The sequence below is a fragment of the Erythrobacter neustonensis genome (genome assembly GCF_001663175.1).
Lineage (GTDB): Bacteria > Pseudomonadota > Alphaproteobacteria > Sphingomonadales > Sphingomonadaceae > Erythrobacter > Erythrobacter neustonensis.
On the sequence record NZ_CP016033.1, the window covers coordinates 1686815 to 1699644 of the forward strand.

The following is a 12830-nucleotide window of genomic DNA, read 5'->3' on the forward strand; positions in this document are numbered from 1 at the left end:
GCATGGCCAGCACAGCTCCCCGCACCGGATCGGTGAACCGCAACACCACCGAAACCAAGATCGCCATCGCCGTCAATCTCGACGGGACGGGTGCCTATGACGTGCACACCGGCATCGGTTTTCTCGACCACATGGTCGAACAGTTCAGCCGCCATTCGCTGATCGACGTGACGATGCATGTCGACGGCGATCTGCATGTCGACCAGCACCACACCACCGAGGATTCGGCGATCGCGCTGGGGCAGGCGATCAGCGATGCGCTGGGCGACAAGGCCGGGATCGGGCGCTATGGCGCGGCCTATTCGCCGATGGACGAGACGCTCAGCCGCGTCGCGCTCGACATTTCGGGGCGGCCCTATCTGGTGTGGAAGGCCAAGTTCACGCAGGAAAAACTGGGCGAATGGGACACCGAGCTGATCGAGCACTGGTTCCATTCGGTCGCGCAATCCGCTGGCATCACGCTCCACATGGAGCTGCTCCACGGCACGAACAATCACCACATCTGCGAAAGCCTCTACAAGGGCTTTGCCCGCGCGATGCGGCAGGCGGTCGAGCGTGACCCGAGAAAGGGCAGCGCGATCCCGAGCACCAAGGGGCAGCTCGGTGGGTGAGGTGGTCGCGCTCGTTGATTACGGCGCGGGCAATCTCCATTCCGTCCACAATGCGCTGAAGGCGGCAGGCGCCGATGTCACCGTTACCGCCGATCCTTACGTGGTGCGCGCCGCGGACCGGATCGTTCTGCCCGGTGTCGGCAGCTTCAAGGCCTGTGCGCAAGGGCTGAACGCGATTTCCGGCATGGTCGAGGCGATGACCGAGCGCGTCCACGTGGGCGGCGCGCCGTTTCTTGGCATCTGCGTCGGCATGCAATTGCTCGCCACCCGCGGGCTCGAGCATGGCGAGACGGCGGGGCTGGGCTGGGTGCCGGGCGAGGTGCGGCTGATTGCGCCCTCCGACCCCGCGATCAAGGTGCCGCACATGGGCTGGAACGATGTCGCGATGCTCCCCCACGCGCGCGGCGATGCAGTGATCGAGGAGGGCGAGGCCTATTTCCTCCACTCCTATCACTTTGCCGCAGACGACCCGCACCATATCGCCGCGATGACCGATCACGGCGAGGGGCTGGTCGCAGCAGTCACGCGCGACAACATTATCGGTGTGCAGTTTCACCCGGAGAAGAGCCAGGCCTACGGCCTTGCCACGCTCCGGCGCTTTCTGGAGTGGTTCCCGTGATCGTCTTTCCTGCCATCGACCTCAAGAACGGCCAAGTCGTCCGCCTTGCCGAAGGCGACATGGACCGCGCCACGATCTACGGCGATGATCCGGCCGCGCAGGCGATGATCTTCGCCGATGCGGGGGCTGAATTTCTGCATGTGGTCGATCTCGACGGCAGCTTTGCGGGCGAAAGCCGCAACCGCGCAGCGGTCGAAGCGATCCTTTCGGCCTTCCCCGGCCATGTGCAACTGGGCGGCGGCATCCGCGACGCTTCGGCGGTCGAAGGCTGGTTCAACCTCGGCGTGTCGCGCGTGGTGATGGGTTCGGCGGCGCTCAAGAACCCCGACTTCGTCAAGGACATGGCGAAGGAGTGGGAGAACGGGATCGTCGTCGCGGTCGACGCGAAAGACGGCATGGTCGCGACCGAGGGCTGGGCGGAAGTCTCCGACGTGCCGGTCACCGATCTTGCCCGCCGGTTCGAGGATGCCGGCGTCGCCTCACTGTTGTTCACCGACATCGGCCGCGATGGCCTGCTGAAAGGCGTGAACATCGAGGCCACGGTCGATCTTGCGCGCCGGGTCGACATCCCGGTGATCGCCAGCGGCGGCGTGAAGGGGCTGGATGACATCCACATGCTTGCGCTCCACGCGGGCGAGGGGATCGAAGGCGTGATTACGGGCCGCGCGCTCTATGAAGGGCGGCTCGATCTTGCCGCAGCGATTGCGATGGCAGAGCGGGCGCAATGACCGTCCGCATCCGCGTCATCCCATGCCTCGACGTGGCCGATGGCCGCGTGGTCAAGGGCGTGAACTTCGTCGACCTGAAGGACGCGGGCGATCCCGTCGAACAGGCGCGCGCCTATGATGCGGCGGGCGCGGACGAGCTGTGCTTCCTCGATATTTCGGCCAGCCATGAAGGGCGCGGGACGCTGCTCGACATGGTGCGCCGCACGGCGCAGGTGTGCTTCATGCCGCTCACCGTCGGTGGAGGCGTCCGCAGCGCCGAGGACGCGCGCGCGCTGCTGCTTGCCGGAGCCGACAAGGTGGCGGTGAACTCCGCTGCGGTCGCCCGGCCCGAACTGGTGGGCGAGATTGCCGAGCGCTTCGGCAGCCAGTGCGTCGTCGCATCCGTCGACGCGCGCCGGACGCCGCGCGGGAACTGGGAAATTTTTACGCACGGCGGCCGCAAGCCGACCGGGATCGATGCGGTCGAATATGCGCTGAAGGTCGCAGACCTTGGCGCGGGCGAATTGCTGGTGACGAGCATGGACGGCGACGGCACCAAGCGCGGCTATGACCTCGAACTCACCCGCGAAATTGCCGATGCCGTCAGCGTGCCGGTGATCGCGAGCGGCGGCGTGGGGAGCCTCGAACACCTCGTGGCGGGTGTAACCGAGGGCCACGCCAGCGCGGTGCTCGCGGCAAGCATCTTCCATTTCGGCCAGCACACCATCGCCGAGGCGCACGCGGCCTTGCGCGCGGCAGGCTTGCCCGCGCGCGGGGATTGAACCACAAGGCCCGCATGGACACTCTGACGCGCCTCGAAACCACGATCGCCCAGCGCCTCGCCGCCTCGCCCGAGACGAGCTACGTCGCGAAACTGCATGCCAAAGGCCTTGCCAAGATCGCGCAGAAGGTGGGCGAGGAAGCGACCGAGACCGTGATCGCCGCGCTGGCGGGAGACGAGGCCGAACTGGTGGGCGAGGCCGCCGATCTGATCTTTCACCTGATGGTGCTGCTGGGCGAAAAGCGCGTGCCGCTCGATCGCGTGCTCGCCGAACTCGACCGGCGCGAGGGTGTCTCGGGTCTCGATGAAAAAGCCAGCCGGAGCGCATAGATGCCGATCGACCCGACCCAGCCCTACGACGACAACAATATTTTCGCCCGCATCCTGCGCGGCGAAATCCCCTCGACCAAGGTTTACGAGGATGACTGGGCCTTCGCCTTTGAGGACATCAACCCGCAGGCTGCCAATCACACGCTGGTAATCCCCAAGGGGCGCTATGTCAGCTGGGACGATTTTTCCGCCAAGGCTTCCGATGCCGAAATCGGCGGCTTCGTGCGCGCGGTGGGCGAAGTGGCGCGGGCCAAGGGACTGGTCGAGCCGGGCTATCGGCTGCTGGCGAACATCGGCGCGCATGGCGGGCAGGAAGTGCCGCATCTGCACGTGCATATCTTCGGCGGCGAGCGGCTGGGCCCGATGATCGCCCGGCGCTGACCCCGCCTGACCCCGATAGTCTGCCGTTCATCGACAAATCGCAAACAGCGCCCTTTGCAGCGATTCCCCGCTGCGCTAGGTGACCCTGCATGACCTCTCCGCATCCTCCCGGCGGCGTCCTTGATGGCGCGCGGCACCTGTATGCCGTTCGCGTCTATTACGAGGACACCGACCTGTCGGGGATCACCTATCACGCCAATTATCTGCGCTGGTTCGAGCGCGCGCGCAGCGATCTGCTCCGCATGCTCGGCATCGACCAGCGCGCCGCGATCGAGAGCGGCGAGGGTGCCTATGCGCTGAGCGAGGTGAACCTGCGTTACCGCGCGCCCGCACGGCTAGATGATGACGTGGTGATCGAAACCCGCTGCACCGACCTTGGCGCAGCCTCGTGCCGGATGCACCAGATCGCGCGGCGCGGCAAGGATGTGCTGTGCGAGGGAACCCTGCGCGTCGGTTTCATCACCCTGGATGGCCGCCCGCGCCGCCAGCCTGCCGAATGGCGCGCTGCCTTTACGACTTTCATGAACAAGGATGCCTGACCCCGTGACGCTCGCCCTGCTTGCCGCCGCCGTGCCTGCTGCCACCCCGACCCGGCTCGATCCGGTCGAGCTGTTTTTGCAGGCAGACATCATCGTCCAGGCGGTGATGATCGGCCTGATCCTTGCCAGCGTGTGGGTGTGGATGATCATCGTCTCCTTCTCCATGCGGATTGGCAGCCTTGCGAAGAAATCGCGCGAATACGAAGGCGAGTTCTGGGATCAGGGCGACCGCGAGGCATTGCTGACCAAGCAGGTGCGCAAGGAAGTCCCCGCCGCGCGGATCGCGGCGGCCGGGATCGACGAATGGCGCAAATCCACCGTCAAGCAGCCGGTCGACCGCGATGCCGCGCGCCAGCGGATCGCCGCTGTCATGGACAGCCAGATCGCCGAGGAATCCGACGCGCTGGCGGGCCGGTTGAACTTCCTCGCCACGGTCGGCTCGGTCGCGCCCTTCGTCGGCCTGTTCGGCACGGTGTGGGGGATCATGAATTCGTTCTTCCAGATCGGCGCGCAGCAGAGCGCGAGCCTTGCCGTGGTCGCCCCCGGCATTGCCGAGGCGCTGTTCGCGACCGCGATCGGCCTGTTTGCCGCGATTCCCGCGGTGATCGCCTACAACCGCTTCGGCGGATCGGTCGACCGCTATGAGGCGGGGCTGCAACGCTTCGCTGACAAGCTGCACACGGGCCTCAGCCGCGAGCTGGACCGCGCGTAATGGGGATGGGTGTCTCCAGCCGCGGCCGCAAGGGCAAGCGCTCGCGCCGCGCGGCGATGGCGGAAATCAACGTCACGCCGCTGGTCGACGTGATGCTGGTGCTGCTGATCATCTTCATGGTAACCGTGACGCTGCCTGCGGTCGGCGTGCCGGTGGACCTTCCCGAAAGCCGCGCCGCGCCGGTCGAGGAAAAGCCCGACCAGATCACCGTCTCGGTCGATTCCGCAGGCACGATCTATATCGAGGATACCCCCGTGCCCGAGGGCGGGCTGCCCGCCGCGCTCGAAGTGTTGAATCGCGGGGGCGAACAGCCGCTGGTGGTGCTGCGCGGGGATCGCAGTCTCAATTATGGCCGGGTGATGGCGGTGATGGGCGAGCTTGGCCGTGCGGGCTTCACCTCGATCTCGCTGGTCACCGATGGTTCAGTTTCGGCCCCATAGCGATAGGCAGGATGATGGGAACGCTCGCCTTGCGCAACGACGAGAAGATCGGCCTCGGTGCCGCGCTCGTGCTGCACGTGGCGCTGGTCGGTGTGCTCGCGACGCAGACGATGCGCAGCGAGGTCGATGTCTTTCCCGAACGCATCACGGTGAGCCTTGCGACCGATGTCGGGATGCAGTCCGCCGCGCCCAAACCCGTCGCCGAAAGCCGCGCATCGACCGCGCCGACATTGTCACCCGATCCTGCGCCAGCGCCGGATGTTCAGCCCGCGCCCGCGCCCGTTCCGCCGACGCCGCCGCAGCAGCGTGCGCCCGCGCCGCGCCCGCAACCCACCACTGCACCGCGCCCCGTTCCGCGGCCTACCACCGCCGCGCCCGCACGCCAGCAGCCGCAGCCATCCCGCACGCCCGCAGCCCGGCCCAGCGCGGCTTCCAGCCCGTCGCGCCAGACCGCGCCCACCCCCGCCCGGCAGACCGCCCCCAAAAGCGGCGGCGGCAGCCGGATCGGCGACGATTTCCTCGAAGGGCGTGGGTCTTCCGCCACCGCCACCGAAACCCGCGCGCCGGCAACCACCGTGGGGGCGAGCGAAATCGCCTCGCTGCGCAGCGCGGTTGGGCGGCAGGTCAAGATCAAATGGCAGGGCCGCGTCCCCCAAGGCCCCGATGCCGAATTGCTGGTGACCCGCGTGCGTTTCCGCCTCAACCCCGATGGCACGCTAGCGGGCGAGCCCGAACTGGTCGGCGCGACCACCGGGGTGACCGATCTCAACCGCGCGCAGGTTGCCCGCCACCGCGAGGAGGCCGTGCGCGCGATCAAGCTGGTCGGCAAGTTCACGGTGCCGTTCCCCGTGCCTTCCGGCCAAAATACCTTCACTCTGGTCTTCGATAGGAATTCGTGATGAAGTCGCTGCTCGCCGTGCTGCTTGCCGGAACCGCAACCCTTGCCTCGGCGCAGGATCTGGGCGCGCCGCAAGCCCGCGAGGCCCCGGTCGAGGTGATCGAGAGCGGGGCCGATGACGGCGAAATCCGCATCACCGACGAGGCTGCATGGTCCGATATCGGCATCGCGATCCCAGCGTTTGCGACAGATCGCGAGCGTGCCACCCCCGCCAACGACGCGGGCACCGGCGCGCTGGGCCGCGAGGTCGCGCGCGTCATCACTGCCAACCTGCGCAACAACGGGTTGTTCAAGCCGGTCGGCCCCGACAGCCTGCCGCAGCCCGCCTTTGGCGAAGTGCGCGCACCCACCTATGCGACCTGGGGCGGGAAGGGCGCGGAAATGCTGGTGCAGGGCTATGTCACCGCGCGCGACGACGGGCGGCTGGTGGTCGGCTGCTATCTCTACGACGTCGCGCTGCAGCAGCAATTGGTGCGCGAGGGCTGGGTGGTCGCACCGGGCGACTGGCGCCGCGCGGCGCACAAGTGCTCGGACCTGATCTTCAGCCGGTTGACCGGCGAAACCCCGTTCTTCGACAGCCGCATCGCCTACATCGCCGAAACCGGCCCCAAGGACCGCCGGGTCAAGCGGCTGGCGGTGATGGACAGCGACGGCGCGAACCACCGCTTCCTGACGCTGGGCAGCGCCACCGCGCTCACCCCGCGCTATTCGCCCGACTATTCGAAGATCCTCTATCTCTCCTATGTCGACGGCAATCCGCGGATCTATGTCTATGACATCAACAGCGGCAAGCAGGTGGTGGTGACCGAAAACCGCAAACCGACGATGGCCCCGCGCTGGTCGCCCGATGGCAAATATATCCTGTTCTCGATGGCGGTGGCGGGCAACACCGATATCTACCGCATCCCGGCAACCGGCGGCACACCGGTCAAGCTGACCGACAATCCGGGAATCGATGTCGGCGGATCGTTCTCGCCCGATGGCACCAAGATCGTGTTCGAAAGCGACCGTTCGGGCACGCAGCAATGCTACATCATGGATGCCGACGGCAGGAACCAGAAGCGCATCAGCTTCTTCGGCGGCCGCTGCGCCACGCCTGAATGGAGCCCGCGCGGCGACCAGATCGCCTTCACGCGCATCGCCGGCGATTTCAACGTCGCGGTGATGAACACCAGCGGCGGGAACATGCGCGTGCTGACCAAGGGCTGGCAGGACGAGGCCCCCACCTGGGCGCCCAACGGTCGGATCATCCAGTTCTTCCGCACCGAAAGGAACACCGGGCGTTCGGCGATCTGGCAGGTCGACCTGACCGGCCAGAACGAACGCCGCCTGCCGACCTATGCCGATGCCTCGGACCCGGCATGGGGCCCGATCCGTCCGTAAGCCGCCCGGCCCATTTTTGGCCCCGATTGCCGTTACAATGGGCGGCTTCTTTCTTCCCCCGCAACCGTATCAAAGGACGTCACACATGAACGCCAAGATCGCCACCATGCTGCTGCTGGCTTCGGCCACCGGACTTGCTGCCTGCTCGAAAAAGGCGCCCGCCGAACTGCCGCCCGCACCGGTCGACAACACCGCCCCGGTGACGCAGCCCACCACCGACACAGGTGGCACCGCCGCGCCGGGCACGCAGGCGCATTTCGCAGGCGCCGTTGGTTCGGCCACGACAATCTATTTCGATACAGATCGCTACAACATCGATTCGCAGGATGCCGCCGCGCTGCAGGCGCAGGCTCAGTATTTCGCGCGCTATCCGCAGCTCACCTTCACGATCGAAGGCCACGCCGATGAACGCGGCACGCGCGAATACAACATCGCGCTGGGTGAACGCCGCGCCAATTCGGCCAAGGCCTATCTGGTGAGCATGGGCGTCGACCCTAACCGCATCGCGGTGGTCAGCTACGGCAAGGAGCGCCCCGTCGCGCTGGCATCGAACGAAACCGCCTGGGCGCAGAACCGCCGCGCCGCGAGCGTGATGATCAACTGATCGATCAGCCGTGCAGCAGGCCCGGCGCAAGTTCGGCCTGCTGCATCGCCACCGGCGGCTCCATGCCCGCCAGATCGCGCACGCCCGTCACCACGCACAGCCCCGCGAGCGCGAGAACGCAAAACAGGCTTGAGAGGGTCAGTTGCTGGCTCATGATCGGTGGTCCTTTTGCAATGCAACATTTCACATTGCAACTTGTTCCATCCCTCTCACGCCTTTCCATTCGGTCCCACTGCGCCTAGATTGAGCGCGTGAGACAATCGACCAACGACATGATGCAGGGCCTGCCCCGATGAGCCGCGCGCGCCGGTCGATGGATTGGGGTTTCCCGCGCTGGCGGCCCTATGGCGCTTCGCAGGAAGCCGCCAATGTGCGCATCTGCGACCGCCACGGCTGCGACGAGCCGGGCAATTGCCCCGCGCCCAAGGCCCCCAACAGCCGCGACCGCTGGTATTTCTGCCAGAAACATGCTGCCGAATACAATTCGCGCTGGGACTATTTCGAAGGGCTCGAAGCGGCCGAAAAGGAAGAGCGCGCCAAGGCCGAACGCGCCGAAAGCGCAGGCTATTCCGAAGCCTCGCATTATGGCTGGGCAGGGTCGGGCGACGGGTCGCGCAGCGCCGATGAAATGCGCGCATTGGAAGCGCTGGGCCTCGATCCCGATGCCGATTTCGACGCGATCAAGAAAGCCTACCGCGCGCGGGCGAAAGAAGTGCACCCCGACGTGAAACCCGGCGATGCCGAGGCGGCCAAGCAGTTCCAGGTGATCCAGACCGCCTACGAAGTGCTGCGCGCCGCCGAAGAACGCCGCGAATGGAAGGGCTGATCCGCGCCGGTCAGTAACCGCTGAGCACGGATGTCACCCGGTCGAACCGCCGCGCGGCGAGATCTTCGGGGCTGATCAGATATTGCAGCACGCCTTCGCCGAAATGATGCTCAGGCCCTGAACCGCTGGTCAGTTCGAGCAGCAGCAGGTGATCGTCGACCAGTTCCTCGACATAGCCCTGCACGTAGCTGGGCGGGCCGAACATGTGCGCCGGTGTGGGTGCATGGGTATTGCGCACGCGCGGCAGTTCGCCCGCCTCCTTCCTCGCCCGCCATTCGTCATATCCGCCCGGTCGCGAATGGTCGGGCGCTTCGTCGGCCATATATTCGCTGGCGAGCGCGTGGACCGCCATCGCCTTGTCGATCCATTCCGCCGGGATCCGGCCGATTGCCGCGCTGCCGACACCGAGGCTCAAATCGACCGAGCGGACGACGAGATTGTCGAAGCCGAAGCGCAGCATTCCCTGCCGTTCTTCGGCCCAGCGCCACACATCGTCCGCAATCTGCTGTTCGATCGCGGTGCCGGCGGGGCGCTGGCAACCGAGCGCGAACAGTTCCTTGGCTTCGTTGTGCCAGCCGTTGATGCGCGCAACGCGTTCTTCGTCGGAAAGATCGGAAAACAGGTGCTTCGATGTGGGCCGGTCGGGCCTGCGGGTCTGATCGAGCATCGCCGCGGCCAGCACCCGGACGGCGCCGAAATCGTGCGGGAATGCGGCAAAGGGGCGGGCAAAATCAGGCCGGGGCGCGTCGATGTCGCGGACCGGGCGAGTATCGGCGCGGCCTTCGTTCTGCACGGCGAGCAAGCGCGGCGCCGCCGATGCATCGCCCCAGAACAATCGCTCGCCTTCCGCAGGATCGAGCGCGGTGAGCGGATAATCGAACGCGGCGGGCGCAAAGGGGAAGCGCGGCATGATGCGCGGGACGAAAACGGCGGCGTCGTCGACCTTGTCGGTACATCCGGCGACACAGCGAGGGCCTTGGTCGCCAAAGATTGGCGGCGCAACGTCGGGCACGGGAATTTCGGCCCAGCCTTCGGTTGGACCGGAATGGTGGAGGAAGGCTTCGAGCTGCGCCTGCGCGTCGCCGTTGCCCCACGACAGGTCGATAAAGCAGTATAATACCCCTTCATCGGGCATCAATCCGGTCGCGTCGAGCGGCGCAAGTTGCGCGCAGTCCCACTGCATGATGAAGGTCAGCGGCACGCCGTCTGCCCCCTGCGAACGCGGCCAGATGAAATCTGCCGGGCCGATCGGCTGCCCGCCATAAAATGACAGACCGTCCGTGTCAGGCCCCCCGGGCGCGGACACGCGGAACACGATCGGGCGCCGGCGCGCCGCCTCGATTGCGCGGGGCAGGGGGCCCTCGTGCGGGGGCGGGGGTGCGTTGTCCGCGTTGATCCTTGCCAGCAGCGTCGCCGCGTCCATCCCTGCCAGCGGATTTGCCGCCGGGGCAGGGGCCGCCGCCTGATCGAATGGATCCGCTTCGCCCGCAAGGTTTCCGGCCGCACGCCTGCGTCCGAAGCCGGAGGTTCGCACGGATTGCTGGTCCAGACTTTCGGGATCGGCAATCTCGTCCGTCAAGCTTGCCCGTCTCGCCGCTGCGGTTCGCGCCAGCCGGATAACGGCCTGCACCACCGCAATCCCGATAACCACCACCATCAGAATGGCGGCAAAGGCAAGTTTGTCTGCAAAACTGTCCGGCATTCTCGCACCCCCACGCAGCGAAACCGCGGCAAACGGGCGGTCTGTTGCCGCCATTCTGCGCGAGGGTAATCAATTTCGCGCTAAATCTGAGGGCGGCGCGTCACGGCGACCTGCGGGTCGGGATTGTCGTTCCACCACGGCGTGTCGGTCCACGGGCGCACATCCACCTCGTGCGTCCAGCAGCTGCGCGGCTGGTGCGCCAGATGCCAATAGGTTTCGGCCAGCGCGGCGGGGTCGATCACGCCGTCCTTGCCCTTGGCCTGTTTGAAGGCGCCAAAACTGTCGCCCAGAAGCTTGCCCAGCGTATCGGGTGCATCGACCGGGCCATCGACGATCACGTGCGCAACGTGGATGCCCTGCGCGGCAAATTCGGCATTTAGCGTCTGGCACAGCATCCGCCGCCCGCCCATCGCTGCGGCGTGGCTGTGCTGCCCGGCATTGCCGCGCACCGAGGCGGTCGACGATGTCACCAGCAATGTGCCTAGCGTGCCCTCAGCGGCACGCGCGGTCATGTGCGGCAGCAGCGCATGCGCAAGCCGGAACACGCCATAGGTGCCCAGCCGCCAGCCAAGCTCGAAGGTGCGGTGCGGCGTCTGGTCGAGCGCGCGGGTGCCGATCTGCGCGCCGAGGTTGTAGAGCGCGGTATGGACCGGGCCGATGTCGCGTTCGGTGCGTTCGACCAGTTCCTCGATGCTGCCGTCCTCGGCCGCGTTGAGTAGCGTGCCCGACGCCGTGCCGCTCGCGGCCTCGATTTCAGCGACCATGCGCGCAAGGCCCGCCTCGTCCGAACGCCGCGCGAGCACCGCGTGATAGCCGCCTGCGGCAAAGCGCAAGGCGGCATTGCCCCCGATCCCGGCGCCCGCGCCTATCACGAGGAAAACGGGTTTGCGGCGATCGGTCATGGCTTGTCTCCCTTGCCGCCACACTGGCGCACTGCCAACACGGCGGCAAGGGGATGATGGTCAGACCGTTTCGAGCGCCTGCGCAAAATCGGCGATCAGATCGTCGGCATCTTCGATCCCGACGCTGATCCGCACGAGGTTGTCGGTGATGCCCAGCAGATCCTTGCGCGCCTGCGGCACCGAAAGGTGCGTCATCGAGGCCGGGTGGCTCGCCAGCGTCTCGGTCCCGCCGAGGCTGACCGCGAGCTTGGCGATGGTCAGATTGTCGAGGAAGCGGAAGCATTCGGCCTCGCCGCCCTTGATGAACACCGAGAACGTGCTGCCCGCGCCAAGACAATGGCGGTCATAGATGTCCTGCTGGCGCGGATCGGTGATGAAACCGAGATAGCCCAACCCTTCGACCTTGGGATGATCGCGCAGGAAAGCGCACACCTTGGCGGCGTTCTCGCCCGCGCGCTGCATCCGCAGTTCGACCGTTTCCAGGCTGCGAAGCAACATCCACGCGGTGTGGGGATCGACAATCCCGCCCATCGTGTTGCGCAGCGCGCGCACCGGGTTGATCCATTTCTTCGCGCCGGCAATGCTGCCCGCGACCAGATCGGAATGGCCGCCGACATACTTGGTCAGCGAATAGGCGACGATATCGGCCCCCTGATCGAGCGGGCGCGCCCACAGCGGCCCAAGGAAGGTGTTGTCGATCGCGATCGGGGTGCCTGCAAGCGCCGCATCGCGCGCATCGCGCACCGCTTCGACATCGACCAGCGCATTGGTCGGGTTGGCCGGGCTTTCGAGATAGATCATCGCGACCTTGCCGCCCTGCGCGTCGGCCTGCGCGCGGGCCTTGGCCAGCACCGCATCGAGTTCCTCGCGCGTCGCCCCGGCGGGGAAATCGACATAGGTCACCCCGAAGCGCGACAGCGTCTTGGCGACGAAGCCTTCGGACGCGGCATACAGCGGGCCCGAATGCACGATCACGTCGCCCGCGCTGGCATAGGCCATCATCAGGATGCAGATCGCGGTCATCCCGCTCGAGAAGGTCAGCGCGTCCTCAGCCCCGTCCCACACGGCAAGGCGATCTTCGAGGATTTCCTGGTTCGGCCCGTTGAAGCGCGAATAGACGAGGCCTTCCGCACCGCCTTCGCGAATGCCGGTGATGCCTTCGAAGTGGCGCTTGCCGGCCGCCGCGCTTTCGAAGGCGAAGGTGCTGGTGAGGAAGATCGGCGCCTTCAGCGACCCTTCGGACAGAACCGGATCATAGCCGTGGCCCATCATCAGGGTGGAGGGCTTGAGCGGACGGCCGCCGATCTCGCGCTTGGCGGGCTTGGGTTTGCGGCGGGGGGTGGGGGTCGTGGCAGCGTTCACGGCGTCGGTCATGACGGCGCATCCTTCCTTGTG

At 66.5% G+C, this 12830-nt stretch carries 17 protein-coding genes; 13 read left to right on the forward strand and 4 right to left on the reverse strand.

All coding sequences use genetic code 11. The features are described from left to right. Positions 1–2 precede the first annotated feature (2 nt). The 12 genes from hisB (at position 3) to pal (ending at position 8005) form a co-directional block, all read left to right on the forward strand. Positions 3–611 carry an imidazoleglycerol-phosphate dehydratase HisB gene (gene hisB, locus A9D12_RS07830; protein ID WP_068350780.1) on the forward strand — a complete coding sequence of 203 codons (609 nt, stop codon included), beginning with the start codon at positions 3–5 and terminating at the stop codon, positions 609–611. After that, on the forward strand, positions 604–1230 hold the full coding sequence (gene hisH / locus A9D12_RS07835) for an imidazole glycerol phosphate synthase subunit HisH (protein ID WP_068350781.1): 627 nt from the start codon (positions 604–606) through the stop codon (positions 1228–1230). The genes hisB and hisH overlap by 8 nt, the downstream gene beginning before the upstream one ends. Next, positions 1227–1958 (forward strand): 1-(5-phosphoribosyl)-5-[(5-phosphoribosylamino)methylideneamino]imidazole-4-carboxamide isomerase, encoded by a 732-nt coding sequence (hisA, locus tag A9D12_RS07840; RefSeq protein ID WP_068350782.1) that lies wholly within the window; start codon positions 1227–1229, stop codon positions 1956–1958. Before hisH ends, hisA begins: the two co-directional genes overlap by 4 nt. Next, positions 1955–2719, forward strand: a complete 765-nt coding sequence (gene hisF / locus A9D12_RS07845) for an imidazole glycerol phosphate synthase subunit HisF (RefSeq protein ID WP_068350783.1) — start codon at positions 1955–1957, stop codon at positions 2717–2719. Before hisA ends, hisF begins: the two co-directional genes overlap by 4 nt. Before the next feature lie 14 nt (positions 2720–2733). Continuing rightward, positions 2734–3048 (forward strand): phosphoribosyl-ATP diphosphatase, encoded by a 315-nt coding sequence (locus A9D12_RS07850; protein ID WP_156522831.1) that lies wholly within the window; start codon positions 2734–2736, stop codon positions 3046–3048. Further along, a complete protein-coding gene (locus A9D12_RS07855) occupies positions 3049–3429 on the forward strand; it encodes a histidine triad nucleotide-binding protein (RefSeq protein WP_068350785.1) in 381 nt (126 codons plus the stop codon). An 89-nt stretch (positions 3430–3518) separates the two neighbouring features. Then, positions 3519–3968 carry a YbgC/FadM family acyl-CoA thioesterase gene (locus tag A9D12_RS07860; protein WP_068350786.1) on the forward strand — a complete coding sequence of 150 codons (450 nt, stop codon included), beginning with the start codon at positions 3519–3521 and terminating at the stop codon, positions 3966–3968. Next, positions 3961–4680 carry a protein TolQ gene (gene tolQ, locus A9D12_RS07865; protein ID WP_197489792.1) on the forward strand — a complete coding sequence of 240 codons (720 nt, stop codon included), beginning with the start codon at positions 3961–3963 and terminating at the stop codon, positions 4678–4680. Before A9D12_RS07860 ends, tolQ begins: the two co-directional genes overlap by 8 nt. Beyond that, positions 4680–5120 carry an ExbD/TolR family protein gene (locus tag A9D12_RS07870; protein ID WP_068350787.1) on the forward strand — a complete coding sequence of 147 codons (441 nt, stop codon included), beginning with the start codon at positions 4680–4682 and terminating at the stop codon, positions 5118–5120. The genes tolQ and A9D12_RS07870 overlap by 1 nt, the downstream gene beginning before the upstream one ends. Positions 5121–5131: 11 nt before the next feature. Then, positions 5132–6019, forward strand: coding sequence for an energy transducer TonB (locus A9D12_RS07875; protein ID WP_156522832.1), 888 nt, complete (start codon positions 5132–5134; stop codon positions 6017–6019). Continuing rightward, positions 6019–7401, forward strand: coding sequence for a Tol-Pal system beta propeller repeat protein TolB (gene tolB / locus A9D12_RS07880; protein WP_068350788.1), 1383 nt, complete (start codon positions 6019–6021; stop codon positions 7399–7401). The genes A9D12_RS07875 and tolB overlap by 1 nt, the downstream gene beginning before the upstream one ends. Positions 7402–7486: 85 nt before the next feature. Beyond that, the gene (gene pal / locus A9D12_RS07885) at positions 7487–8005 is read left to right on the forward strand and encodes a peptidoglycan-associated lipoprotein Pal (RefSeq protein ID WP_197489793.1); all 519 of its coding nucleotides are present in this window, start codon (positions 7487–7489) and stop codon (positions 8003–8005) included. Between the two features lie 4 nt (positions 8006–8009). Here the strand turns inward: pal and A9D12_RS14675 are convergent, their stop codons facing one another. Continuing rightward, positions 8010–8159: a hypothetical protein gene (locus A9D12_RS14675; RefSeq protein ID WP_156522833.1), complete on the reverse strand. Its 150-nt coding sequence runs from the start codon at positions 8157–8159 to the stop codon at positions 8010–8012. A 138-nt stretch (positions 8160–8297) separates the two neighbouring features. Here A9D12_RS14675 and A9D12_RS07890 point away from each other — a divergent pair, with 138 nt between their 5' ends. Next, entirely contained in the window at positions 8298–8831 is a 534-nt protein-coding gene (locus A9D12_RS07890) for a J domain-containing protein (protein WP_068350789.1), read from the forward strand. A gap of 10 nt (positions 8832–8841) precedes the next feature. Here A9D12_RS07890 and A9D12_RS07895 read toward each other — a convergent pair whose 3' ends face one another. The 3 genes from A9D12_RS07895 to A9D12_RS07905 all read right to left on the reverse strand — a co-directional run bounded on the left by A9D12_RS07895 (position 8842) and on the right by A9D12_RS07905 (position 12809). Continuing rightward, positions 8842–10533 carry a DUF1963 domain-containing protein gene (locus tag A9D12_RS07895; RefSeq protein WP_068350790.1) on the reverse strand — a complete coding sequence of 564 codons (1692 nt, stop codon included), beginning with the start codon at positions 10531–10533 and terminating at the stop codon, positions 8842–8844. 80 nt (positions 10534–10613) lie between these two features. Beyond that, the gene (locus tag A9D12_RS07900) at positions 10614–11435 is read right to left on the reverse strand and encodes an SDR family NAD(P)-dependent oxidoreductase (protein ID WP_068350791.1); all 822 of its coding nucleotides are present in this window, start codon (positions 11433–11435) and stop codon (positions 10614–10616) included. A gap of 60 nt (positions 11436–11495) precedes the next feature. Further along, positions 11496–12809 carry a cystathionine gamma-synthase family protein gene (locus A9D12_RS07905; protein ID WP_068350792.1) on the reverse strand — a complete coding sequence of 438 codons (1314 nt, stop codon included), beginning with the start codon at positions 12807–12809 and terminating at the stop codon, positions 11496–11498. Positions 12810–12830 lie beyond the last annotated feature (21 nt).